Below are 23,530 nucleotides of genomic sequence, written 5' to 3' on the forward strand. Positions count from 1 at the left end.
GCCGCTGTCAGGTCCCGGATGTCATGCGGTGCACCGCCAGCCGCGTCAGCTCACGGCTCTGCGGCTCGGTGTCGAGGGAGCGGTGCAGGGTCAGTCCCTCGATCAGCGCGTCCAGTTGGCGGGCGGTGTCCGCGTCGAAGTGCTGCTCCAGGAGGAGCCGGCTGCGGAGCATCCAGGCGTGCGTGAGCCGTCGGTACTCCGGCCGCCGGGCGGCCAGGGTGTACAGCTCGTGGGCGAGCACGAGGTCGCGGCGGGGCCCCTCGGAGAGCGCGTGGACGAGGTCAGTGACGGCCTCACGGGCCTGATCGGGGGTGTCGGCGCGGCCGAGGTGCTGCTCGAAGACGGACACGATGTGGTCGGCGAACCGGGTGAAGGCCTCGCGCAGCAGCTCGTCGATGCCGGTGAAGTGGTAGGTCATCGAGCCGAGCGGCACACCGGCCCGGACGGCGATCTTGCGGTGGGAGACGCCGGCGACTCCCTCGTCGGCGATGTGGTCGAGCGTGGCGGCGAGGATGCGTTCGCGCCGTCGCGGGTCCGTGTGCCCGGTGGCCATGAGACTCCTTCTCCGGGCGGTCAGAAGTTGCGGACGGGCCGGGCGGGGTTGCCGACGGCGACGACATTGGCCGGGACGTCCCTGGTGACCACCGCGCCCGCGCCGATGACGGCGTTGTCGCCGATGGTCACCCCCGGGCAGACGATGGCTCCCCCGCCGAGCCAGACGTTGTCCCCGATGACGATCGGACGTGCGGCCTCCAGCTTGTCCCTGCGCGGCTCCGGCTCCACGGGGTGGGTGGGCGTGAGGAGCTGGACGTTGGGGCCGATCTGGCAGTCCTCCCCGATGGTGATCCGGGCGACGTCCAGCGCGGTCAGGTTGTAGTTGACGAAGGTGCGCGCCCCGATGGAGATGTTGCTGCCGTAGTCGACGTACAGCGGCGGCCGCACGTCGACCCCCTCCCCCACCTCCCCGAGCAGCTCGCCCAGCATCGGCCGTGCCGCCTCGGCGTCCTCGGTGTAGGCGGCGAGGTACCGGGCGGCGAGCCGCATCGCCCGCTGCTGGCGCCGGGCGATCTCCGGGTCGTCGGCGATGTAGAGGTCGCCGGCGAGCATGCGCTCGAGGTTGGTGCGGGGGTCGTTCGCGAAGTAGTCCATCGGCATGCGTACGATCGTACGCTCTGGAAGGTACGAACGTACGCTCTCGCCTCGGATCTCGCCGCAGATCTCGTCTCAGATCCCGTCGGGAGGCCAGGTCTCCAGGGCCAGGTCCAGGCGCCGGTACGCGTCGTCGAACCAGGCGTCGGCCAGCGGGACCGTCACGGTCACCGTCGTCAGGGTCCTCGAGTGGTCCTTGACCGTGACCCGGCACCGGTCGTCGTCCTGGTCGCGTTCGATGAAAAGCCCGGGCGCCCGGCCGTCCGCACGCCAGGCGATGTCCTGCCCCGCGTCGAGCAGGTCCAGGGCCTGCTGCCACTGACGCAGATCCCCGGGGAGGAGCCGGGTCGGGAGAGCGCCGCGTACGAAGGGCGTGTCGATCCGGAACTCTCCGGCCAGGACCTCGGTCCGGCCGGGATGCTCCCGTTGCTCTCTCCCGGTGATGCGGAGGACGACGCTGTTGCCCTCGCCCTCCAGGCGTATCAGGTCGATCGGCTCCTCAGCCATGGGACACCTTCCAGTTCACACCGAGGGCCGACGGCTCACGGCCGTCGGCCCCATGTCTTGGATGGCGGGCGAACCCGCTCCGCCTGCCCTTACAGCGCCGGAAGGTTCTTCCGCAGCTCGAACGCCGTGACCTCGCTGCGGTACTCCTCCCACTCCTGGCGCTTGTTGCGCAGGAAGAAGTCGAAGACGTGCTCGCCGAGGGTCTCGGCGACCAGGTCGCTGCGTTCCATCAGGGTCAGGGCCTCGCCGAGGTTCTGCGGGAGCGGCTCGATGCCCATCGCGCGGCGCTCCGCGTCGGAGAGGGCCCAGACGTCGTCCTCGGCGCCCGGCGGGAGCTCGTAGCTCTCCTCGATGCCCTTGAGGCCGGCGGCGAGCAGGACGGCGTAGGCCAGGTACGGGTTCGCGCCGGAGTCCAGGGAGCGGACCTCCACGCGCGCCGAGCCGGTCTTGCCGGGCTTGTACATGGGGACCCGGACCAGCGCCGAGCGGTTGTTGTGGCCCCAGCAGATGTACGAGGGGGCCTCGCCGCCCGCGCCCGCCGTGCGCTCCGCGCCGCCCCAGATGCGCTTGTAGGAGTTGACCCACTGGTTGGTGACCGCGGAGATCTCCGCGGCATGCCGCAGCAGACCGGCGATGAAGGAGCGGCCCACCTTCGACAGCTGGTACTCCGAGCCCGACTCGTAGAAGGCGTTGCGGTCGCCCTCGAAGAGCGACAGGTGGGTGTGCATACCGCTGCCGGGGTGCTCGGAGAACGGCTTCGGCATGAACGTCGCCTGCACGCCCTGCTCCAGCGCCACCTGCTTCATGACCAGGCGGAACGTCATGATGTTGTCGGCCGTGGAGAGCGCGTCGGCGTAGCGCAGGTCGATCTCCTGCTGGCCGGGGGCGCCCTCGTGGTGGGAGAACTCGACCGAGATGCCCATCGACTCCAGCATGGTGATCGCCTGACGGCGGAAGTCCATGCCGACGTTGGTCGGGGTGTGGTCGAAGTAGCCGGAGTTGTCGGCGGGCGTCGGACGGCTGCCGTCCAGCGGCCGGTCCTTCAGCAGGAAGAACTCGATCTCCGGGTGCGTATAGAAGGTGAAGCCCAGGTCGGAGGTGCGGGCCAGGGCGCGCTTGAGCACGTAGCGCGGGTCGGCGAAGGACGGGGAGCCGTCCGGCATGAGGATGTCGCAGAACATCCGGGCCGTGCCCGGTGCCTCCGCGCGCCAGGGCAGGATCTGGAAGGTCGACGGGTCCGGCTTGGCGATCATGTCGGACTCGTAGACCCGGGCGAAGCCCTCGATCGCGGAGCCGTCGAAGCCGATGCCCTCGTCGAAGGCCTGCTCCAGCTCGGCCGGGGCCACGGCGACGGACTTGAGGAAGCCCAGCACGTCCGTGAACCACAGGCGTACGAACCGGATGTCGCGCTCCTCCAACGTCCGGAGCACGAACTCCTGCTGCTTGTCCATCTTCCGCTTCCCCATCCTTGCTGGTCAGGCCGCCTTCTCTTCCGTACCACGGGAGGCGGTCGGGCACCTGAGCATCCCACCACACCACCATTTCGTACGCGTTGCACACCATGATCGCCCGGACGACCCGGATCCGAACGCTCACGTACGGCGGGTGGACTGCTCTTCCGCCCATAGTGCCTGCTCGCACCCTCATCCGTAATGGCCGGTCCGTTTCGCCGCCTCGCTCCTTAATTTGCATCTCAGATGCAACTTTAAATACCGTGCGCGCAGTCGAGCACAGAGGAGCCCCGATGCTGTCCGAGCAGTCCGCCGCCACCGTCCGCGCCACCCTCCCCGCCGTCGGCGCGGCCCTGGGCACGATCACCGAGCGCTTCTACGCCGGGCTGTTCGCGGCCCACCCCGAACTGCTGGACGACCTGTTCAACCGGGGCAACCAGGCCTCCGGCACCCAGCGGCAGGCCCTCGCCGGTTCCATCGCCGCCTTCGCCACCCACCTGCTCGACCACCCGGACCAGCGGCCGGACGTCATGCTGCACCGCATCGCCCACAAGCACGCCTCGCTGGGTGTCACGCCCGAGCAGTACGACATCGTCCACGAGCACCTGTTCGCGGCCATCGCCGAGGTGCTCGGCGACGCCGTCACGCCCGAGGTCGCGGCCGCCTGGGACGAGGTCTACTGGCTGATGGCGAACGCCCTCATCGCCGTCGAGCGGCGGCTGCGGGAGGAGCGGGGCGGGCACACCTGGCGGTCGTGGGAGGTCGTCGACCGGGTCACCGAGACCGCCGACGTCGTCACCTTCCGGCTGCGGCCCGCCGACGGCGGTCCGGTGCGGGACTTCCTCGCGGGGCAGTACGTCTCGGTCCGCGTCGCCCTCCCGGACGGCGCCCGGCAGATACGGCAGTACAGCCTCTCCGGCGCACCCGGCCCGGAGCTGCGGCAGATCAGCGTGAAGCGCGTGCACGAGGACGGCGCCCCCGACGGCGAGGTCTCCGGCCACCTCCACGCGCACGTGCGGGTGGGTGACGTCCTGGAGCTGTCCGAGCCGTACGGCGACCTGGTCCTGGACGCCGGCCCCGGCACGCCGCTGCTGCTCGCCTCGGCGGGCATCGGTGTGACCCCGATGGCCGCGATGCTGGCGCACCTCGCCGGCACCGGGCACCGCGCCCCGGTCACCGTCGTGCACGGCGACCGCTCGCCCGGCACCCACGCCCTGCGCGCCGACCACGAGGCCTACGCCGCCAAACTGCCCGACTCCGCCGTCCACTTCTGGTACGAGCAGGACGCCCCGGAGGGCACCCACCCGGGCCTGGTCGACCTCACCGGCATCCCGGTCGCCCCGGGCACACGCGCCTACCTGTGCGGCCCGCTGCCCTTCATGCGGGCGGTGCGGGCCCAGCTGATCGACCGGGGCGTGGCACCGGCCGACATCCACTACGAGGTGTTCGGGCCGGACCTGTGGCTCGCGGGTCAGGCGTAGAGGGTCTAGGGGCCCCGCGAGATCCCCAGCAGCAGTGTTCCGGTCGGCTCCGCCACGATGTCCGCGACCGTGATCGGGTCCAGTGAGGCGAAGAAGGCCTCCTGGGCCCGGCGCAGGGCGACGCGCAGGCGGCAGGCGGAGTTGAGGGGGCAGGGAGTGGGGCCCTCGCAGTCGACCACGTCGCCGTCGCCCTCGAAGGCGCGCACCACCGCGCCCACCGACGCCGAGCGGCCCCGCTCGGTGAGGCTGAGTCCGCCGCCACGGCCGCGCCGGGCGGTGAGCAGGCCCATGTGCTGGAGCTCGGCGACGACCTTCGCCAGATGCGTGTACGGCACGTCCATGCCGTCGGCGACGTCCCGCGTCGTCGGACTCGACTCGCCCGCGACGGCGAGCCGCATCAGAACCCGCAGGGCGAGGTCGGTGGAGCGCAGCAGCCGCATGCGGGCAGCGTAGATAAGCCGCATCTCGGGTTCAAATTTTCGGTGCCGGGCCGAGGCGGCGCGCGTCCGAAGCTGTCGGGCACCTGTCGGTGCCGTATCGATTCGGCCCATTCCCTCGGCCGCTCTACGAGGGGCGCCGCCTCCCCCATTACGATCAGCTCACCCGACCGTCCCACTTTCCCCACGAAGGACACCTCATGGGCTCCGCCAACAAGAGCAGCACGGCACGCAAGGCTCGAATAGAGGAGATGCGGCGTGCCGAACAGGCCCGTGAGCGCCGCAACCGGATCCTCGCCATCGTGGCCAGCGTGGTGATCGTCGGCGGTCTCGTCGCCGGCGGTGTGGTGCTCGTGCGGTCCCAGTCCGGCGACGACGGCGGCAGCGACACCGCGGCGAGCGACTCCTCGGCCAAGGGGAAGTTCACCACCGGCAAGGACGGTGTGAAGACCTGGGAGGGGGACCTGGCCCGCAACCACGTCACCAAGGCCGTGAAGTACGCCTCCGAACCCCCGGTCGGCGGCGACCACAACCCCGTCTGGCAGAACTGCAACGGTGACGTCTACACCAAGAAGATCAACAACACCAACGCCGTGCACTCGCTGGAGCACGGCGCGGTGTGGGTGACGTACAACGCCGAGGCGAAGAAGGCCGACGTGGACGCGCTCGCGGCGAAGGTGAAGAAGACGCCGTACACGCTGATGAGCCCGATGGACGACCAGAAGGACCCGATCATGCTCTCGGCGTGGGGCCACCAGCGCACAGTGACGAGCGCGAGCGACCCGAACGTCGGCAAGTTCTTCGAGAAGTTCGTCCAGGGACAGCAGACGCCCGAGCCGGGCGCCGCCTGCACGAACGGGCTGTCGCAGTGAGGCATGCCGGTCTGGTCGCCGGGGCCGCGGCGACGGCGCTCGTCGCGGCCGGCGCGATCACCTACGCCGTCGCCGGTGACGACGGCGGCAGCCGGACCCCCTCCGCCGAGTCCGCGGACGCCGGGTTCGCGCGGGACATGGCGGTGCACCACCAGCAGGCCGTGGAGATGTCGTACATCGTGCGCGACCGCACGAAGGACGAGGAGGTGCGGCGCCTCGCCTACGACATCGCGCAGACGCAGGCCAACCAGCGCGGCATGATGCTCGGCTGGCTCGACCTGTGGGGGCTGCCCAAGGTCTCCTCCGAGCCGCCGATGACCTGGATGGACATGGGCGGCATGGCCTCCGGCAAGGACGGCGCGCTGATGCCGGGCATGGCGACCAACACCGAGATGAAGAAGCTCGGCGAGCTCAGCGGTAAGCAGGCCGAGGTCTTCTACCTCCAGCTGATGACGGACCATCACAAGGGCGGGGTCCACATGGCCGAGGGCTGTGTGGAGAAGTGCGCGGTCGGGGTGGAGAAGCGGCTCGCGCAGGGCATGGTGGAGGCGCAGCGGTCGGAGATCGCGTTGATGGCGGACATGCTGAAGGAGCGAGGCGCCGAGCCGCGCCGGTAGGGCATAAGAGTCAAATCGCCTTGTCCTGCGGCTCCTTGGGTTCTTCTTGGCCTGGGTAGGGCGCTTCTTGGGTTCCGTATTCCCCTTGCATGAACGGTTCGTCGCGAGAGTGGCGACCGTCGAGTGATCCACTCGCGACGGACCGCACAGGGGGTTCCATGAGATCCAACCGCGCCATGGTGCGCGCCGGGGTGAGCATGGCAGCGACACTGCCGATGCTCGCCGGTGCGCTGGCGCTCGGCATACCCGCGGCGCACGCCGCCGACCATCCGCTCCGCGACCTGCTGGCCGGGACCCGGCCGGCGTGGGCCACGGCACGGGCCGACAAGGGCGCCACCTCCGACGGTGCCCGGTTGTCGGCCCGTGTCTATCTCCGGGGCCGGGACGCGGCCGGCCTCGCCGCGTACGCGAAGGCCGTCTCCGATCCGAAATCGGCCTCGTACGGGAAGTACCTGACCGCCGAGCAGGCACAGGCCCGCTTCGGCGCGACCAGGGGTCAGGTGAGCGCCGTGAAGGCGTGGCTGACGGGTGCCGGGCTGAAGGTCACGGGGGTGACGCGGCGCTACGTCTCCGTCACCGGTGACGTGGCCGCCGCCGAGAAGGCGTTCGGCACCCGGCTGCACGACTTCGCCAAGGGCTCGAAGACCTACCGCGCGCCGGCGAGCACCGTCTCCGTGCCGGAGAGCCTGGCCGGCGCCGTCCTGACCGTCACCGGCCTGGACAACGCGCCGCACCGGGTGACGCACGACGACCAACTGCCGCCGCCGGACACCGTGTTCCGCAACGCCGGGCCGTTCTCCTCGTACTACGGCTCGAAGACCGCGAGCACGCTGCCGGACGCGTACGGCACGAAGATCCCGTACGCGGTCAAGGGCTACACCGGCAAGCAGCTGCGGGCCGCCTACGGCGCGGGCAAGCGCACCGGCAAGGGTGTCCGGGTCGCCATCACGGACGCCTACGCCTCGCCGACCATCGCCTAAGACGCCGGCACCTACGCCGAGCGGAACGGCGACGCGGCGTGGAAGACCGGCCAGCTGCACCAGGTGCTGCCGAAGAAGTACACGAACACCAAGGACTGCTCGGCCTCCGGCTGGTACGGCGAGGAGACCCTGGACGTCGAGGCCGTGCACGCGGTCGCTCCGGCCGCCGACGTCACCTACGTCGGCGCCGCGTCCTGCACGGACGCCGACCTGCTCGACGCGCTGGGCAAGGTCGTCGACGACCACCTGGCCGACATCGTCTCCAACTCCTGGGGCGAGGTCGAGGCCGCCCAGACGCCCGACCTCGCGGCCGCCTACGACCAGGTCTTCCAGCTCGGCGCGGTGGAGGGCATCGGCTTCTACTTCTCCTCCGGCGACGACGGCGACGAGGTCGCGAGCTCCGGCACGAAGCAGGTCGACTCCCCCGCCGACTCGGCCTGGGTCACCGCCGTCGGCGGCACCTCGCTGGCCGTCGGCAAGGGCGACACGTACCTGTGGGAGACCGGCTGGGGCACCGAGAAGGCCGGCCTGTCGGCCGACGGCAAGAGCTGGACGGACTTCCCCGGCGCCTTCACCTCCGGCGCGGGCGGCGGCACCAGCAGGACGGTGGCCGAGCCCGGTTACCAGCGGGGTGTCGTCCCGGACGCGCTGGCCAACGCGAACAACGCGGCCGGCAACCGGGTCGTCCCGGACATCGCGGCGATCGCCGACCCCAACACCGGCTTCCTGGTCGGCCAGACGCAGACCCTGCCCGACGGGAAGAAGCAGGCGTACGGCGAGTACCGCATCGGCGGCACCTCGCTCGCCGCGCCGGCCATCGCCGCCGTCCAGGCCCTGGCCCAGGAGGCGCGTGGCAAGGCGATCGGCTTCGCCAACCCGGCGATCTACGCCAAGGCCGGCTCGAAGCTCTTCCACGACGTCACCGACAACCCGACGGGCTCCGGCCTCGCCGTGGCCCGCGTCGACTTCGTGAACGGCTACGACGCCACGGACGGTCTGGCCACCTCCGTGCGCAGCCTCGGCAAGGACAGCTCGCTCGCGGCCGTGAAGGGCTACGACGACGTCACCGGCGTGGGCTCGCCCGCGAACGGCTACGTCGAGTCGTACGGGCGCCGCTGAACTTCTCCGCTGAGCTTCTCCGCTGAGTTCCTCCGGAGAACGGGGTGGCCCGGGTGACCCAGGCCACCCCATTGCGTCGCTCTGACGATTACACTGGGCCCGTGCCTCAACTACGTCTCGCCCTGAACCAGATCGACTCGAGCGTCGGCGACCTCGCCCAGAACGCCGAGTCGATCGTCCGCTGGACCCGGCACTCCGCCGAGCAGGGAGCGCATCTCGTGGCGTTCCCCGAGATGGCGCTGACCGGGTATCCCGTCGAGGACCTGGCCCTCAGGTCGTCCTTCGTGGAGGCCTCCCGGACGGCGTTGCGAAGTCTCGCCGCCCGCCTGGCCGACGAGGGATTCGGCGATCTGCCGGTGATCGTCGGCTACCTCGACCGCAGCGCGACCGCCCAGCCGAAGTACGGCCAGCCGGCCGGTGCGCCGCAGAACGCGGGGGCGGTGCTGTACGGCGGTGAGGTGGTCCTGAACTACGCCAAGCACCACCTGCCGAACTACGGCGTCTTCGACGAGTTCCGCTATTTCGTGCCCGGCGACAGCATGCCGGTGCTGCGCGTGCACGGCGTGGACGTCGCCCTGGCCATCTGCGAGGACTTGTGGCAGGACGGCGGCCGGGTCCCGGCGGCCCGCTCGGCGCGGGCGGGTCTGCTGCTCTCGATCAACGCCTCCCCCTACGAGCGCAACAAGGACGACACCCGCCTGGACCTGGTCCGCAAGCGGGCCCAGGAGGCCGGCTGCACCACCGCCTACCTCGCCATGATCGGCGGCCAGGACGAGCTGGTGTTCGACGGCGACTCGATCGTCGTGGACAAGAACGGTGAGGTCGTGGCGCGGGCGCCGCAGTTCTCCGAGGGCTGCGTGGTCCTGGACCTGGACCTGCCGGCGGCGTCGCCCGACGCGCCCACCGGTGTCGTGGACGACGGTCTGCGCATCGACCGGGTGGTGCTGTCCGAGGAGCCGGTCGCCGCGTACGAGCCGGAGCTCACGGGCGGTTACGCGGACCGCCTGGACGACGACGAGGAGGTCTACTCGGCGCTGGTCGTGGGCCTGCGGGCGTACGTCGCGAAGAACGGCTTCAAGTCGGTCCTGATCGGTCTGTCCGGCGGCATCGACTCCTCGCTGGTCGCGGCGATCGCCTGCGACGCGGTGGGTGCGCAGAACGTGTACGGCGTGTCGATGCCGTCGAAGTACTCCTCGGACCACTCGAAGGACGACGCGGCGGAACTGGCCCGGCGCACGGGCCTGAACTACCGCACGGTCGCGATCGAGCCGATGTTCGACGCGTACATGGGTTCCCTCGGTCTGACGGGCCTGGCCGAGGAGAACCTCCAGTCGCGTCTGCGCGGCACGCTCCTGATGGCGATCTCCAACCAGGAGGGCCACATCGTGCTGGCCCCCGGTAACAAGTCGGAGCTGGCGGTCGGCTACTCGACGCTCTACGGCGACTCGGTCGGGGCGTACGGCCCGATCAAGGACGTGTACAAGACGTCGATCTTCCGCCTGTCCGAGTGGCGCAACCGGGCCGCCCGGGAGCGCGGCCAGACCCCGCCGATCCCCGAGAACTCCATCACCAAGCCCCCGAGCGCGGAGCTCCGCCCGGGCCAGGTCGACACGGACTCGCTCCCCGACTACCCGGTGCTGGACGCGATCCTGGAGCTGTACGTCGACCGGGACCGGGGCGCGGACGAGATCGTGGCGGCCGGGTACGACCCCGCTCTGGTCGCCAAGACCCTGCGCATGGTGGACACGGCGGAGTACAAGCGGCGCCAGTACCCGCCGGGGACGAAGATCTCGGCGAAGGGCTTCGGCAAGGACCGCCGGCTGCCGATCACGAACGGCTGGCGGGAGTCGCTCTGACGAGGCCCTCCGGGACACCTCGCTGTCCGGCCGAGGGGGCCGACGGTCACGGACCGTCGGCCCCCTCGCCTGTGTCCGCCGAGCGAACGCGTCCACGCCTGACGGCGGGTCAGGTAGCGTCGGGCCGACCGAGACAAGGGGGCTGGGCATGGCAGCGCGTGAGGTTCCGGGGCGGGTGGGTGTCGCGGAGCGGCTCGCCGTCGAGGCGGGGTTCGAGAAGAGCTGTATCCCTGAGGTGGGCAGGCTGTTGCGTACGGCCGCGGCGGCGAAGCCCGGTGGGGTGGTCGCCGAGAGCGGCACCGGGTCGGGGGTCGGCACCGCCTGGCTGCACAGTGGGCTCGGGGCCGGTGCGCGGCTCGTCACCGTGGAGCGGGACGAGGAGCTGGCCCGAAGGGCGGCCGGGGTCTTCGCGGACGACAGCCGGGTCAGTGTCCTGACCGGCGACTGGCGCCTGCTCGAGCGGCACGCGCCGTTCGATGTCTTCTTCTGCGACGGGGGCGGGAAGCGTGACGCTCCCCAGCGGGTCGTGGAGCTGCTCGCCCCCGGCGGGATCCTCGTCCTCGACGACTTCACCCCGTCGGCCGAGTGGCCGCCCCGGTTCGAGGGCGAGGTGGACGAACTGCGCCTGTTCTACCTCACGCACCCGGACCTGGACGCCACGGAAGTCCTCACGACGCCCACCAGTTCGGCGGTGGTCGCGGCCCGCCGGGGCTGACCGGACGCACGGAGCGGCAGCCCGCGGGATCGTCACCCGCGCACTGCCGCTCCTGTCATCGGGACCGCGTCAGTGGTGCACCGCTTCCGCTTCCTGCGGGACGTGGCTCGCCACAATCCGCTCGTGTCCGGCGGCCGGCACCGCGCGCCGGTCCACCGCGTAGGCCAGCGACGCCACGCCCAGACCGAGGACGGCCAGGGCGGCGCCGGCCAGGGCCGGGGAGGTGACCCCGAAGCCCGCGGCCAGGGCGAGGCCGCCGATCCAGGCCCCGCCGGCGTTGGCCAGGTTGAAGGCGGCCTGGTTGGCGGAGGAGGCCAGGGACGGGGCCGAGGAGGCCTTCTCCATGACCATCAGCTGGAGCGGGGAGCCGGTGGCGAAGGCCGCCATGCCGAGCAGCATCACGGCCAGGACGGCCGTCGCCTCCGTGCGCATCAGGAGCGGGAACAGCGCCAGGATCACGACCAGAGAGCCCAGGCCGCTGAACAGGGTGCCCCGCAGGGAGTGGTCGGCCAGCCGGCCGCCCAGCAGGTTGCCGGCGGTCGCGCCGACGCCGAACAGGGCCAGCAGCAGGGTCACGCTGGCGTCGGCGTAGCCGGCGGCGTCCGTGAGCATCGGCGTGATGTAGCTGTACGCCGCGAAGAGGGCGCCGAAGCCCGCGACGGTGGTGCCGAGCGACAGCCAGACCGGTACGGAGCGCAGGGCGGCGAGTTCGCCGCGCAGGCCCTTGGCGGTGGTGTGCTCGTGGTCGTGCGGGATGAGGAACGCGAGCGCGGCGATCGCCGCCAGGCCGATGGCGCTGACGCCGAGGAAGGTCGCCCTCCAGCCGAGGTGCTGGCCCATGAGGGTCGCGACCGGCACGCCCGCGACGTTCGCGACCGTGAGGCCGAGGAACATCAGCGAGACCGAGCGCGCCTTGCGTTCGGGGGCGACCATGTTCGTGGCGACGACGGCGCCGACGCCGAAGAAGGCGCCGTGCGGCAGACCGCTCAGGAAGCGAGCCGCCAGCAGCCAGCCGTTGTCGGGGGCGAGGGCCGACAGTGCGTTGCCCACGACGAACAGCCCCATCAGCCCGATCAGGACCGTGCGGCGGGACATCTTGGCGGTGACCGCGGCCAGCAGCGGGGCGCCGATGACGACGCCCAGCGCGTACGCCGACACCAGATGGCCGGCGCTGGGTATCGAGATGTGCAGGTCGTCCGCGACATCGGGCAGCAGCCCCATCATCACGAACTCGGTGGTGCCGATGCCGAAGGCGCCCACGGCGAGGGCGAGCAGGGCCAGGGGCATGTCGAACCTTTCGAGACTTGCTTGGGGATCCGTACTTTGTATGTTCAAGTACGGAACAAAGTCTCGCAGGCCGACTATTCCGTGAGGTTCACGAGAAGTGAAGCCGCGGTTGCCGATCCCGGCCCGAACGGCTCTGACCTGCGGTTCTTCTCAGCCGCCTGTGGCGACCCTCACACGTGCCGCTATGGGCAGGTGGTCGCTGCCGGTCTCCGGAAGGGTCCACGAGCTCTCCGGCTTCAGGCCCTTGACCATGATCTGGTCGATGCGCGCCATGGGGAACGACGCGGGCCAGCTGAACCCGAAGCCGTTGCCCGCCGCACCCTGCGTGGAGCGCATCTGGGAGGTGACGGCGTTCAGCGCGCGGTCGTTCATCGTGCCGTTCAGGTCACCGAGCAGGACGACGTTCTTCAGGGGTTCGTGGGCGATGGCCTCGCCCAGGAAGTCGGCGCTCCGGTCGCGCTGCCGGGCGGTGAACCCGGCCTCCATCTTGACCCGCACCGACGGCAGGTGGGCGACGTAGACGGCGACCTGCCCGGCCGGGGCGGTCACGGTGGCGCGCATCGCCCGGGTCCAGCCCAGGTCGATGTCGACGTCCCGTACGCCGGTCAGCGGGTACTTGCTCCACAGCCCGACCGTGCCCTGCACCGAGTGGTACCGGTACGTCGACGCCAGCGCCTTCTCGTACGTGGGGACCGCGTCCGGTGTCAGCTCCTCCAGGGCCAGCATGTCCGCGCCGGAGGCGGCCACGTCACGGGCGGTGCCGGACGGATCCGGGTTCTCGGCGTTGACGTTGTGCGTGACCACGGTGAGGTCGCCGCCGGAGGCGGTCTTGTCGGTGAGCTGGCCGCCGAAGAGGTTCAGCCAGACCACCGACGGCAGCAGCACGGCGATCAGCGCGGTCGCCGACTTGCGCACCAGGGCGAGCACGAGCAGCACCGGAACGAAAACACCCAGCCAGGGCAGGAACGTCTCGGTGAGGCTGCCCAGGTTGCCGATCGTGTTCGGGATGTGCGAGTGCAGCAGCATGACCACGGCCAGCAGCACCGCGCACAGGGCCACGAACAGACCGCGCCGCCAGATCCGCGGGTCGCCCCGCCGGCCGCCGAGCAGCCGGTCGAACAGGCGCCGAACCCGGTTCCCCCGGGGCTCGGGCCCCGAGCCACCGTTGTCCGTCTCCGTCATGTACGCCTGCTGCGCCATACCGTCGCCTCACTGCCTGCCGTGCACACCATCGCCCCCGTGCCTTTACGACCTTAGGGGATGATCCGTTCCGTTACTGCCGTCCCTCGACGGCCGTACGGGGGCGAGGACGTTCGAGCCGGTGCGGCGAGTTCCGGTCCGGCCCGGGGTAAGCGCCCTCTGTGACGAAACGCGCACACTAGGGCTGGTCAGCAGGCGGACTGACGGGGCGTAGGCCTTCGAGCAGTGTGTCGACGACCGTCGCGGCGAGGTCGTCCGGAAGGTCGGCGTCGGGACGCAGGACGGAGCGCACGAGCACGGGTCCGATGAACATGTCGCTGAGCAGTTCGACGTCGACGTCCGTGCGCAACTCCCCGTTCTCCTGGCCGCGGCGCAGGACCTCGATGCCGAGCCGGCGGCGCGGCGCTATGACGGTGGCGTGGTACGCCGACCAGATCTTCGGGCTGCTCTTCATCTGGACGTGCACGTTGTGCAGAATCGCCGACGAGCGGCTGGCCAGGCCTCGCCTGCGCGCCCGTTCCAGGATGACCACGAGGTCGTCGCGCAGGGAGGTGCCGGGGAGCGGGGGGTCGTCGGGTTCGGCGGCGCGCAGGACGTCGACGAAGAGTTCCTCCTTGCCGCGCCAGCGGCGGTAGATGGTGGCCTTGCCGACGCCGGCGGTGCGGGCGACGCGCTCGATGGAGAGCTCCGCGAGGGGCACGCCCTCCTCCAGGAGCTTCATCACGCCCTCGATGATGGAGCGTTCGACGGCCTCGCTTCTGGGGCGGCCCCTCGGAGGCCCGTCGTGCCGGGGGTGCCTTTCGGCGAGGCTCACGTCGCTCCGTCCCTTCTCGACCGGGTGTCACCGCATTCTCGCGCAGGACTACGACCGCGCGTCCGACAACTCCTTCTCCTCCTCCCCCGGCTGGGACGCCGGCGGCTTCCCGGGCAGGAACAGGGCCACGACGACCGTGCCGATCAGCGCGACGCCCGCTCCCCACAGGGCGGTGACGTGCATCGCGTGCAGGAACGCGTCGTTGGCCGGGGTGACCAGGGCCTCGCCGCGCGGGCCGAGCTTCGCCGCGACACCGAGGGTGGCCTCGATGGACTCCCCCGCGGTGTGGCGCAGGGCCGGGGGCAGCAGGCCGAGCTTGTCCTCGATGCCCGTGCGGTACGCCGTGGACAGCACCGAGCCGAGGACGGCGATGCCGAGGGCGCCGCCGACCTGGCGGAAGGTGTTGCTGAGCGCGGAGGCGGAGCCGGCCTTCTCGCGGGGCAGGGCCTGCATGATGACGACGCTGACCGGCGTCATGATGTGCGCCATGCCGGTGCCCATGAAGAAGAAGACGACTTCCAGGATCCAGATGGGCGTGTCCGCGTCCAGCGTGGCGAAGGCGGCCAGCATCGCGGCTATGACGAGCATGCCGGCGGTCGTCGTGGCCTTGTTGCCGAAGCGGTCGACCAGCAGCCGGGCGCGCGGCGCGAAGATCATCTGGGCGGCGGCCAGCGGCAGCATCAGCAGACCGGTCTGCAGCGGCGAGTAGCCGCGCACGCTCTGCGTGTAGAAGACGGAGAAGAAGGTCACGCCCATCAGCGCGAAGAAGACCAGCGCTATGGCGGCGATGGCGGCCGAGAAGACCTTGTTCTTGAAGTACGTGACGTCGATGGACGGGTGGTCGCTGCGCTTCTCGAACACGACGAAGGCGACGAGCACGGCGAGTCCGGCACCGATCGTCGCCAGCACGGTGGCGTCGGAGAAGTCGGCGAGCTGGCCGCCCTTGATGATGCCGTAGACCAGCAGCACCAGACCGACGACGGACAGCACCACGCCGACGGGATCGATCCGGCCGGGGCTCGGATCGCGGGAGTCGGGCACCAGCCACAGCATCAGCACCAGCGCGAGCAGCACGATCGGCACGTTGATGAGGAAGACCGAGCCCCACCAGAAGTGGTCGAGGAGCACCCCTCCGGTGATGGGTCCGATGGCGATGGCGAGTCCGACGCCGCCCGCCCAGATGCCGATGGCCTTCGGCTGCTCCTCACGCTCGAAGACGTTCATGAGCACGGCGAGGGTGGCGGGCATCACGAACGCCGCCCCCAGGCCCATCACGGCACGGAAGGCGATGAGCTCGCCCGGGGAGCCGGAGAACGCGGCGAGTGCGGAGCCGATGCCGAACACCGCGAGACCGCCGAGCAGCACCTTCTTGCGGCCCAGGCGGTCACCGAGCAGCCCGGCCGTGAACAGCAGGCCGGCGAAGACGAGGGTGTAGGCGTTGATCGCCCACTCCAGCTCGCTCTGCGTGGCACCGAGGCCGGTCGGGGCGGGGGTGGAGATCGTCTTGATGGCGACGTTCAGGATCGAGTTGTCGAGTACGACGATCAGCAGGCTCAGCATCAGTACGCCGAGGATCGCCCAGCGGCGCCGGTGCACCGCTTCCGGTATCCGGGGGCTCACGGGGGCCCGGTCGGCAGGAGAAATCATGCCGTCGAGCCTAGGGTCATTGCGATACGAGACCGTCTCGTATCGGAAAGCTTTACCGAGAACTTAACCGCGGCGTGCGTAAAGCCCGAGGCTGGGCCGGGCGGGCGGAACTCACAGGGGCTCCCCTAGCCCTCGATGGCACGAGGTGCCACCATGGACGTGGTCCGGGGACGCCGTCAGGGCGCCTCGAGATGACGTGTAAGGAGCCGTGCAATGACGCAGCTTACGGCTGCCCAGACTGCTCAGAAGCCCTCCGACGGCGGCAGGACGCTGTACGGCGGCAAGGGCACCCGCCGCATCACCGTGCGCGACATCGCCGCCGCCAAGGAGCGCGGCGAGAACTGGCCCATGCTCACCGCGTACGACGCGATGACCGCGTCCGTCTTCGACGAGGCCGGGATCCCGGTCATGCTCGTCGGCGACTCGGCGGGCAACTGCCACCTCGGGTACGAGTCGACCGTGCCCGTCACCCTCGACGAGATGACCATGCTGTCGGCGGCGGTCGTACGGGGCACCTCGCGCGCCCTGATCGTCGGCGACCTGCCCTTCGGCTCCTACCAGGAGGGTCCGGTGCAGGCGCTGCGCTCGGCGACCCGGCTGGTGAAGGAGGCGGGCGTGCAGGCCGTGAAGCTGGAGGGGGGCGAGCGGTCGCACGAGCAGATCCGGCTGCTCGTCGAGTCCGGCATCCCGGTCATGGCCCACATCGGGCTGACCCCGCAGTCCGTCAACGCGATGGGCTATCGCGTGCAGGGGCGGGGCGAGGAGGCGGCCCAGCAGCTGCTGCGCGACGCGAAGGCCGTGCAGGACGCGGGCGCGTTCGCCGTGGTGCTGGAGCTGGTGCCGGCGGAGCTGGCGGCCGAGGTGACGCGGGTGCTGCACATTCCGACGGTGGGGATCGGGGCCGGCCCGGAGACCGACGCGCAGGTGCTGGTGTGGACCGACATGCTGGGGCTGACGGGTGGGCGGGTGCCCAAGTTCGTCAAGCAGTACGTGAATCTGCGTGAGGTCATGGGCGGCGCGGTGAAGGCGTTCGCCGAGGATGTCGTGGGGGGAACGTTCCCGCAGGAGGAGCACTCCGTGCACTAGCGAGCCACTGCCGCACCATCGGACGGCCCGCCGACCCTCCCCCAGTCGGCGGGCCGTCCCCCTTTTTGCGCCTGAACCGGCGCCGCTCTCGCGACGTGGTTGCTCGCCGTCGTGGTGCCTCCATTGATGGTTGCGGTGCTCGTCGTCGTCTTGTCGTCGTCTTGTCGGTGGCTTGTCGGTGGTTTGTCGGTGGGGCCTGGGACCGTCTGTGTCATGACGCGAATCGACACACGAACCGGCGGCGCCGCTGTCACCGTGCGGGGGCTGGTGAAGCACTACGGGGAGACCAAGGCTCTGGACGGGGTCGACCTGGAGGTGCGGGAGGGCACCGTGATGGGGGTGCTCGGGCCGAACGGGGCCGGGAAGACCACTCTGGTGCGGATTCTGTCCACCCTGCTGAAGGCCGACTCGGGACAGGCGACCGTGGCCGGCTACGACGTCGTACGGCAGCCGCGCCAGCTACGGCGGTTGATAGGGCTCACCGGGCAGTACGCCTCCGTCGACGAGAAGCTGCCCGGCTGGGAGAACCTGTACCTGATCGGACGGCTGCTCGACCTGCCCCGCAAGGAGGCACGTGCGCGCGCCGACGAGCTGCTGGAACGGTTCTCGCTGACCGAGGCGGCCAAGCGGCCCGCGAGCACCTACTCCGGCGGTATGCGGCGGCGGCTCGACCTGGCCGCCTCGATGATCGGGCGGCCCGCCGTGCTCTTCCTCGACGAGCCGACCACCGGGCTCGACCCCCGCACCCGCAACGAGGTGTGGGACGAGGTGAAGGCCATGGTCGGCGACGGCGTGACCGTGCTGCTGACCACGCAGTACATGGAGGAGGCGGAGCAGCTCGCCTCCGAGCTGACGGTCGTGGACCGGGGCAAGGTCGTCGCCGACGGGAGGATCGACGACCTCAAGGCCAAGGTCGGCGGGCGGACGCTGCGGATCCGCCCGGCCGACGCCGTCCACCTCCGGCCGCTCGCCGGGTACCTGGACGGCCTCGGCATCACCGGGCTCGCGACCACCACGGTGGACGGCGCCACCGGCACCCTCCTCGTACCGATCCTCAGCGACGAGCAACTGACCGCCGTCGTGGGCGCCCTCACGGCCCACGGCATCACGCTCGCCTCCATCACCACCGAACTGCCCAGCCTCGACGAGGTGTTCCTGTCGCTCACCGGCCACCGTGCCAGTGCCCCGCAGGACACCGCGCCCGTCGACGACCGCGAGGAGGTCGCCGTATGAGCGCCGCCACCGCCACCACCACCGCCGCGACCGCCGGCGACGACGCCCGGATCACACTGCGCGGGCATCTGCGGCACACCGGCGCGCTCGTCCGCCGCAACCTGCTGTGGATCCGGCAGGACCCGGAGTCGATGGCCGACGCGCTGCTGATGCCGGTCATCTTCACCCTGCTGTTCGTCTTCGTGTTCGGCGGCTCGATCGGGCAGGCGCTGGGCGGCGGGCAGGACCAGTACGTGCAGTACGTGATCCCCGGCATGATCGCCATGATGAGCATGACGTTGTCCCAGGGCGTCGGCACCGGCTTCAGCCAGGACTTCAACTCCGGTGTCATGGACCGCTTCCGGTCCCTGCCGATCGGGCGCGGCTCGGTGCTGTTCGCGAAGATCTCGGTGGAGCTGCTGCGGATGCTGTTCGCGACCGCCGTGCTGATGCTCGTCGCCGTCGCGGTCGGGTTCGAGATCAACAACTGGCTCGGGCTGTTCGCCACCGTGGCCCTGTCCACGGCGTTCGCCTCGTCGATCATGTGGGTGTTCCTCACCCTGGGCGTGATCATGAAGAACGCGCAGTCCGTGCAGGCGATGGGCTTCCTGGTGCTGTTCCCGCTCCAGTTCGGCTCGTCGATCTTCGCGCCGACGACGTCGATGCCGGGCTGGCTGCAGGCGTTCACCGACTACAACCCGCTGTCGACGCTGGCGGACGCCGCGCGCGGTCTGATGGTGGGCGGGCCGGTCGCGCACGACCTCTGGGTGACGCTCGGCTGGTCGGTGGCGATCACGGCGGTGATGGCGCCCATCGCGATCCACAAGTTCCGGACCAAGAGCTGACCGGGCGGGCCGAGTTCGGTCAGAGCGGTCGGAGCAGGGCGGCGGCCTCCTCCAGGGAGAGGCCGCCGCCTTCCGTGTACGCGCTCTCGTACACCCGGCCGCCGAGCAGCACCCGGGCCTGCCGCTCCGCCTGCGCCCGGGCCTCGCGCTCCTGCAACCGGGCGATGTGGCCGGCCGGCAGCAGGGCGTCGAAGGCGCCCAGGCAGCGGACCGCGTCCTCGGCGCGTCGGCCGCCGTCGAGAGCGGCCAGGGCCCAGGCGCCGATGATCAGATACCCGGAACGCATATGGGGCGCGATGGCCTCGGACAGCGGGTCGGCGGCCCGCTCCAGCGCCTTGCGGATCCGGTCCAGGCACTCCTGGTACCGCCCCTCCCCGGCGTCCAGCCAGGCCTCCGCGCCCAGGATGAACGCGTCGAAGACGATGAAGTGGGCGATGCGGAAGTCCTGGCGCAGCCGCCGCAGTTGCTCCCGTGCCTCCGCGACGCGGCCGGTCATGCCGAGCCAGCCGGCGAGGAAGAGGCGGGCGGCGGGCATGGCCTCGCTGTGCGAGTCCTCGCGCTGTGCGATCACCTCGCGCAGCAGCCGCTCGCCGCGCTCGCCCTCACCCGCCTCCAGCAGCGCGCTGCCCAGCCGGGCGGTGAGAACGGCCGCCTGGGCGCGGGCGCCGATGCGTTCGGCGTGGGCGACGGCCGCCTCGTAGTCGGCGGCGGCCAGGGCGTGGTCGCCCTGGCGTTCAAGGGCTTCGGCGCGTGCGGAGAGGGCCTCGGCGGTGCCCCAGTCGTCGCCGAGGCGGCGGTAGATCTCCAGCGACTCGTCGGCGTCGCGGGCGGCGTCGCCCGCCCAGTCGGTGCGGTTGGCGAGGAAGTTGGCCCGCATCTGGAGGCCGGAGGCCAGCTCCCAGTCGAAGCCGGGGGTCTGCCGGCAGGTGTGGATGGCGGCGTCCATGATGACGCGCAGCCGGTCCATGTCGCCGGTCAGCATCACGGCGAAGAACCAGAGCAGGCCGGGGAGCCGGCAGTTCTGCGGCAGGCCGGGTTCGTAGGTCTGGGCGATGGTCCGCAGCTTCTCCTGCGCCCGGGGGTCCTGCCAGGCGTCCAGTTCGGTGTCCATGCAGGCGAGGTGGGCCAGGTGGACACCGCGCCGGGCCTCCCACAGGACCTCGCCGGTCATCGGGGGCGGGGCGTCGGTGCAGCGCTGCCACACCGGGGCGGCGGGACGGACGGGCCCGGCGAAGGGGTCGGGGCCGAGGGCCATGACCTCGCGGCACCAGTTGCGGGCCTCGATGCGCAGGTCGCGCATCTGCCAGTACCAGACGAGGGAGAGCGCCAGGCACAGCGCCTCCTGCTCGTCGCGCAGGGCGACGGCGTGGCGCAGGGCGGTGCGCAGGTTCTCGTACTCCCGCTCCAGCCGCTGCATGGCCACGAGCTGGCCGGAGCCGCGCAGCAACGGGTCGGTGACGCGGGCCAGTTCACGGAAGTAGGTCAGGTGGGCGCGCTCGGCCTCGGCGCGCTGCCCCGACTCGTCCAGCCGTTCGGCGGCGTACTCGGCGACGGTCTCCAGCAGCCGGTAGCGCATCTCGCCGTCGGGCGACTCGCCGGGCGGGGCGGCCACGACGAGGGAGCGGTCGACGAGGGAGCCGAGCGCCTCCAGGGCGGCCGGCCCGCACACGGCCTCGGCGGCGGGCAGGGCGCAGCCGCCCGCGAACACCGACAGCCGCCGCAGCACGTCCCGTTCGTCCTCGTCGAGCAGGTCCCAGGACCAGTCGACGACGGCCCTGAGGGTCTGCTGGCGGGGCAGGACGGTACGGCTGCCGGAGGTGAGGAGGCGGAAGCGGTCGTCGAGCCGGTCGGCGATCTGGCGGGGGGTGAGCATCCGCAGCCGGGCGGCGGCGAGTTCGATGGCCAGCGGCAGGCCGTCGAGGCGCCGGCAGATCTCGGCGCACGCCTCGAGGTCGTCCTCGACACGGAAGCCGGGCCGGGCCGCCGCGCCCCGGTCGGCGAGCAGCCGCAGCGCGACCGGTTCGGGCAGCGGCTCCACGGGCCGCAGCAACTCCCCGGGCACGCCGAGGGGTTCGCGGCTGGTGGCGAGGACGCTCAGGCCGGGGCAGCGCTCCAGGAGCTCCTCGGTGAGCCGGGCGGCGGCGTCGGCGACGTGCTCGCAGTTGTCGAGGATCAGCAGCATGCGGGGGCGGGAGCAGTGCTCGGCGAGCCGTTCCACGGGGTCGTCGAGCCGGTCGGCGACGGCGGCCCGGATGCCCTCGGCGCCGGCGCCGTACAGCACGGTCTCGCGGGCGCCGACGGCGGTGAGCACGGCCTCCGGTACGGCGGCGGGGTCGTCGACCGGGGCGAGTTCGGCGAGCCACACGCCACCCGGCATGGTGGGCCGCACGGCCTCGGCGGCCTCCTGCGACAGTCGGGTTTTTCCGGCGCCGCCGGGGCCCAGCAGGGTCACGAGCCGGGCGGAGGTGAGATCACCCCGGATGGTGTCGATGTCGGCCTCGCGGCCGATGAAGGAGGTGAGCCGCGCGCGGAGATTTCCGGCAGGCTGCGGGGGCTCGCTGCCGCGGGCGGGCAGCGGGCTGTCCCCGAGGCTCAGCAACTCCGCGTGCAGGGTGCGCAGTTCCGGGCCGGGGTCGGCGCCGAGCCGGTCGGCGAGCAGCCGCCGGACGTCTTCGTACGCATCCAGCGCCTCCGCCGTGCGGCCTGCGTCGCGCAGGGCGCGCAGCCGGAGGGTCTGGAGGGGTTCGTCCAGAGGGTGGCCGTCGCACAGGGCGGTCAGCTCCGGCAGTGACCGCTCGGCCTCGCCGAGGGCGAGTGCGGCGCTGTGGCGGGCGCGCTCCGCGTCCAGGCGACGAGTTTCCCAGCGGGCCGCCTCCGCGGTGCGGTCGGGGAGGTCGGTGAGGGCCGGTCCGCACCACAGGGCGAGGGCGTCGTCGAGGACCACGGCGGCCTTGGCGGGGTCGCCGTCGGCCAGGGCCCGCACGCCTTCGCCGGCCAGCCGCTCGAACCGGTGCAGATCGACGTCGTCGGGCGCGGCCGTGAGCCGGTACCCGCCCTCCGCGGAGGCGACCGCGTCCGCCCCGAGCACCCGCCGCAGCCGCCCGACCAGGGCCTGGAGCGCCCCCGGAGCGTCGGCGGGCGGATCGCCGTCCCACACCTCCTCGACCAGCAGTCCCACGGGCACGGTACGACCGGCCCGCAGGGCCAGCACGGTCAACAGCGCACGCAACCGCGCCCCGCCCACCGGTACGACCGTACCGTCGGTGCGGAGCGCCTGCGTGGTGCCGAGGATGCGGTAGCGCACGGGGTCATTGTCCCTGCTGGCTCGAGAGCGGGTCACGGTGTTCCACGGCGCGGCGGTCAGGCCGGTCGGCCGTGAAGCCAGCCATGAGGCCGGTCTGGTCGTCTGCGGCCAGGGCTGTGCGGCCGCGGGCGGCGGGATGGGGGTGAGTGGTCACCGGTGGTGGGCTTTGGTGCGGCCGTGTCGGCGCTTGGGGCGGGCGTCCGGTGGGGGCGTGGTCGTGCTCAGGGTTTCCAGCAGGGCCATGAGGGCCGCCTCCGGGAGGTCCTGCGTCTCGGCGCCGGGCTCGGGGTCCCGCTGGGGGATGCCCCGGGCCTCGCGGACGGCGTACGAGAGCCAGGAGTCGGTGCCCGGCACCTCCAGGGTCACCACCACCCCCGGCTTCCGCCACCGCCGCCCCTGCCCGTCGGCCCGCTCGGCGTCGGCGTCGGTGAACCACTTGGGACACCGCTCCACCGTCCGCAGCCGGCGCTGCCCCGCGACCGGCTCCCAGGAGCGCGACCCGGGCGCGGTCTCGGTGTAGGCCTGGGTCAGCACCTGCACGGCCCGCACCCGCCCCGCGACCTGGGGCCACCTCGCACCGTGCCGTTCGACGGACAGGATTCCGACCGACCGGATCCGGTCCCCCGGCATCGGCCGCCGGTCCTCGTCGTCGTCGGGGTCCCCGCCCAGGGCCACCGTGAGGCCGGTCTCCTCCCGTACGACCCGGACGCCGTCCACGTCCTCGACCGGTCCGGTGATCTTGGTGAGCTGGTCGTGCCAGCCGCCGCCGAACACCTCGCCCGCGTCCAGGAGCAGCAGCGGCCAGCTCACCTCGTCCCCCACCGAGAACGGCGTGCCGCAGCACTCCATCTGCCAGTCCGCGTAGAACACGTGCCAGAGCCCCATGCCCCCACCCTCTCCGGAACCGACCGCCCCGCGCGAGACGTTTTCCCCTTGCGCCCGGTACGGTCG

Annotated in this window: 19 protein-coding genes and 1 pseudogene; 9 read left to right on the plus strand and 11 right to left on the minus strand. The window is 71.5% G+C overall.

The features are described from left to right. Positions 1 to 7 precede the first annotated feature (7 nt). The 4 genes from ABZ016_RS00415 to glnA all read right to left on the minus strand — a co-directional run bounded on the left by ABZ016_RS00415 (position 8) and on the right by glnA (position 3,107). A complete protein-coding gene (locus ABZ016_RS00415) occupies positions 8 to 553 on the minus strand; it encodes a TetR family transcriptional regulator (protein WP_356914294.1) in 546 nt (181 codons plus the stop codon). 20 nt (positions 554 to 573) lie between these two features. Further along, the gene (locus ABZ016_RS00420; protein ID WP_356914295.1) at positions 574 to 1,155 is read right to left on the minus strand and encodes a sugar O-acetyltransferase; all 582 of its coding nucleotides are present in this window, start codon (positions 1,153 to 1,155) and stop codon (positions 574 to 576) included. A 69-nt stretch (positions 1,156 to 1,224) separates the two neighbouring features. Beyond that, positions 1,225 to 1,656: a DUF5959 family protein gene (locus ABZ016_RS00425; RefSeq protein ID WP_356914296.1), complete on the minus strand. Its 432-nt coding sequence runs from the start codon at positions 1,654 to 1,656 to the stop codon at positions 1,225 to 1,227. An 89-nt stretch (positions 1,657 to 1,745) separates the two neighbouring features. Further along, on the minus strand, positions 1,746 to 3,107 hold the full coding sequence (glnA, locus tag ABZ016_RS00430; protein WP_003989771.1) for a type I glutamate--ammonia ligase: 1,362 nt from the start codon (positions 3,105 to 3,107) through the stop codon (positions 1,746 to 1,748). A gap of 293 nt (positions 3,108 to 3,400) precedes the next feature. Between glnA and ABZ016_RS00435 the strand changes: the two genes are divergently transcribed. After that, positions 3,401 to 4,588 carry a globin domain-containing protein gene (locus ABZ016_RS00435; RefSeq protein ID WP_356914297.1) on the plus strand — a complete coding sequence of 396 codons (1,188 nt, stop codon included), beginning with the start codon at positions 3,401 to 3,403 and terminating at the stop codon, positions 4,586 to 4,588. A 5-nt stretch (positions 4,589 to 4,593) separates the two neighbouring features. On the opposite strand, the gene ABZ016_RS00440 is transcribed toward ABZ016_RS00435, so the two are convergent. Next, a complete protein-coding gene (locus ABZ016_RS00440; protein WP_356914298.1) occupies positions 4,594 to 5,028 on the minus strand; it encodes an Rrf2 family transcriptional regulator in 435 nt (144 codons plus the stop codon). Positions 5,029 to 5,225: 197 nt separating this feature from the next. Here ABZ016_RS00440 and ABZ016_RS00445 point away from each other — a divergent pair, with 197 nt between their 5' ends. The 5 genes and pseudogenes from ABZ016_RS00445 to ABZ016_RS00465 all read left to right on the plus strand — a co-directional run bounded on the left by ABZ016_RS00445 (position 5,226) and on the right by ABZ016_RS00465 (position 11,184). Next, positions 5,226 to 5,897 carry a DUF3105 domain-containing protein gene (locus ABZ016_RS00445; RefSeq protein ID WP_356914299.1) on the plus strand — a complete coding sequence of 224 codons (672 nt, stop codon included), beginning with the start codon at positions 5,226 to 5,228 and terminating at the stop codon, positions 5,895 to 5,897. Then, complete coding sequence (locus tag ABZ016_RS00450; protein ID WP_356914300.1) at positions 5,894 to 6,514, plus strand: DUF305 domain-containing protein; 621 nt, start codon at positions 5,894 to 5,896, stop codon at positions 6,512 to 6,514. Before ABZ016_RS00445 ends, ABZ016_RS00450 begins: the two co-directional genes overlap by 4 nt. Positions 6,515 to 6,672: 158 nt before the next feature. After that, positions 6,673 to 8,613, plus strand: a pseudogene (locus tag ABZ016_RS00455) (S53 family peptidase). A gap of 101 nt (positions 8,614 to 8,714) precedes the next feature. Then, entirely contained in the window at positions 8,715 to 10,469 is a 1,755-nt protein-coding gene (locus ABZ016_RS00460) for an NAD+ synthase (RefSeq protein WP_356914301.1), read from the plus strand. Between the two features lie 148 nt (positions 10,470 to 10,617). Beyond that, positions 10,618 to 11,184, plus strand: coding sequence for a class I SAM-dependent methyltransferase (locus tag ABZ016_RS00465; protein ID WP_356914302.1), 567 nt, complete (start codon positions 10,618 to 10,620; stop codon positions 11,182 to 11,184). A 69-nt stretch (positions 11,185 to 11,253) separates the two neighbouring features. Here ABZ016_RS00465 and ABZ016_RS00470 read toward each other — a convergent pair whose 3' ends face one another. From ABZ016_RS00470 to ABZ016_RS00485, 4 genes are all read right to left on the minus strand, one after another. Continuing rightward, positions 11,254 to 12,471 carry an MFS transporter gene (locus tag ABZ016_RS00470; RefSeq protein ID WP_356914303.1) on the minus strand — a complete coding sequence of 406 codons (1,218 nt, stop codon included), beginning with the start codon at positions 12,469 to 12,471 and terminating at the stop codon, positions 11,254 to 11,256. A 150-nt stretch (positions 12,472 to 12,621) separates the two neighbouring features. Beyond that, positions 12,622 to 13,671, minus strand: coding sequence for an endonuclease/exonuclease/phosphatase family protein (locus ABZ016_RS00475; protein ID WP_356914304.1), 1,050 nt, complete (start codon positions 13,669 to 13,671; stop codon positions 12,622 to 12,624). A gap of 178 nt (positions 13,672 to 13,849) precedes the next feature. Next, positions 13,850 to 14,485, minus strand: a complete 636-nt coding sequence (locus ABZ016_RS00480; RefSeq protein WP_356914305.1) for a TetR/AcrR family transcriptional regulator — start codon at positions 14,483 to 14,485, stop codon at positions 13,850 to 13,852. 48 nt (positions 14,486 to 14,533) lie between these two features. After that, positions 14,534 to 16,132, minus strand: coding sequence for an MFS transporter (locus tag ABZ016_RS00485; protein ID WP_356914306.1), 1,599 nt, complete (start codon positions 16,130 to 16,132; stop codon positions 14,534 to 14,536). 213 nt (positions 16,133 to 16,345) lie between these two features. Here ABZ016_RS00485 and panB point away from each other — a divergent pair, with 213 nt between their 5' ends. The 3 genes from panB to ABZ016_RS00500 all read left to right on the plus strand — a co-directional run bounded on the left by panB (position 16,346) and on the right by ABZ016_RS00500 (position 19,275). Further along, positions 16,346 to 17,218, plus strand: a complete 873-nt coding sequence (gene panB, locus ABZ016_RS00490; RefSeq protein WP_356914307.1) for a 3-methyl-2-oxobutanoate hydroxymethyltransferase — start codon at positions 16,346 to 16,348, stop codon at positions 17,216 to 17,218. Positions 17,219 to 17,431: 213 nt separating this feature from the next. After that, on the plus strand, positions 17,432 to 18,451 hold the full coding sequence (locus ABZ016_RS00495) for an ATP-binding cassette domain-containing protein (protein WP_356914308.1): 1,020 nt from the start codon (positions 17,432 to 17,434) through the stop codon (positions 18,449 to 18,451). Next, entirely contained in the window at positions 18,448 to 19,275 is an 828-nt protein-coding gene (locus tag ABZ016_RS00500) for an ABC transporter permease (protein ID WP_356914309.1), read from the plus strand. The genes ABZ016_RS00495 and ABZ016_RS00500 overlap by 4 nt, the downstream gene beginning before the upstream one ends. 19 nt (positions 19,276 to 19,294) lie before the next feature. Here ABZ016_RS00500 and ABZ016_RS00505 read toward each other — a convergent pair whose 3' ends face one another. Both ABZ016_RS00505 and ABZ016_RS00510 read right to left on the minus strand, forming a co-directional pair. After that, complete coding sequence (locus ABZ016_RS00505; RefSeq protein ID WP_356914310.1) at positions 19,295 to 22,579, minus strand: BTAD domain-containing putative transcriptional regulator; 3,285 nt, start codon at positions 22,577 to 22,579, stop codon at positions 19,295 to 19,297. A gap of 150 nt (positions 22,580 to 22,729) precedes the next feature. After that, positions 22,730 to 23,464 carry a DUF6578 domain-containing protein gene (locus ABZ016_RS00510; protein ID WP_356914311.1) on the minus strand — a complete coding sequence of 245 codons (735 nt, stop codon included), beginning with the start codon at positions 23,462 to 23,464 and terminating at the stop codon, positions 22,730 to 22,732. Between the last annotated feature and the right edge of the window lie 66 nt (positions 23,465 to 23,530).

Source organism: Streptomyces sp. NPDC006372 (genome assembly GCF_040612515.1).
Taxonomy (GTDB): Bacteria; Actinomycetota; Actinomycetes; order Streptomycetales; family Streptomycetaceae; genus Streptomyces.

What these genes read in the sequence shown, in the direction of transcription:
- ABZ016_RS00415 (WP_356914294.1), bottom strand. Translation starts at nt 553, where the DNA reads ATGGCCACCGGGCACACGGACCCGCGACGGCGCGAACGCATCCTCGCC.
- ABZ016_RS00420 (WP_356914295.1), bottom strand. Translation starts at nt 1,155, where the DNA reads ATGCCGATGGACTACTTCGCGAACGACCCCCGCACCAACCTCGAGCGC.
- ABZ016_RS00425 (WP_356914296.1), bottom strand. Translation starts at nt 1,656, where the DNA reads ATGGCTGAGGAGCCGATCGACCTGATACGCCTGGAGGGCGAGGGCAAC.
- glnA (WP_003989771.1), bottom strand. Translation starts at nt 3,107, where the DNA reads ATGGACAAGCAGCAGGAGTTCGTGCTCCGGACGTTGGAGGAGCGCGAC.
- ABZ016_RS00435 (WP_356914297.1), top strand. Translation starts at nt 3,401, where the DNA reads ATGCTGTCCGAGCAGTCCGCCGCCACCGTCCGCGCCACCCTCCCCGCC.
- ABZ016_RS00440 (WP_356914298.1), bottom strand. Translation starts at nt 5,028, where the DNA reads ATGCGGCTGCTGCGCTCCACCGACCTCGCCCTGCGGGTTCTGATGCGG.
- ABZ016_RS00445 (WP_356914299.1), top strand. Translation starts at nt 5,226, where the DNA reads ATGGGCTCCGCCAACAAGAGCAGCACGGCACGCAAGGCTCGAATAGAG.
- ABZ016_RS00465 (WP_356914302.1), top strand. Translation starts at nt 10,618, where the DNA reads ATGGCAGCGCGTGAGGTTCCGGGGCGGGTGGGTGTCGCGGAGCGGCTC.
- ABZ016_RS00470 (WP_356914303.1), bottom strand. Translation starts at nt 12,471, where the DNA reads ATGCCCCTGGCCCTGCTCGCCCTCGCCGTGGGCGCCTTCGGCATCGGC.
- ABZ016_RS00475 (WP_356914304.1), bottom strand. Translation starts at nt 13,671, where the DNA reads ATGGCGCAGCAGGCGTACATGACGGAGACGGACAACGGTGGCTCGGGG.
- ABZ016_RS00485 (WP_356914306.1), bottom strand. Translation starts at nt 16,132, where the DNA reads ATGATTTCTCCTGCCGACCGGGCCCCCGTGAGCCCCCGGATACCGGAA.
- panB (WP_356914307.1), top strand. Translation starts at nt 16,346, where the DNA reads ATGACGCAGCTTACGGCTGCCCAGACTGCTCAGAAGCCCTCCGACGGC.
- ABZ016_RS00495 (WP_356914308.1), top strand. Translation starts at nt 17,432, where the DNA reads ATGACGCGAATCGACACACGAACCGGCGGCGCCGCTGTCACCGTGCGG.
- ABZ016_RS00500 (WP_356914309.1), top strand. Translation starts at nt 18,448, where the DNA reads ATGAGCGCCGCCACCGCCACCACCACCGCCGCGACCGCCGGCGACGAC.
- ABZ016_RS00510 (WP_356914311.1), bottom strand. Translation starts at nt 23,464, where the DNA reads ATGGGGCTCTGGCACGTGTTCTACGCGGACTGGCAGATGGAGTGCTGC.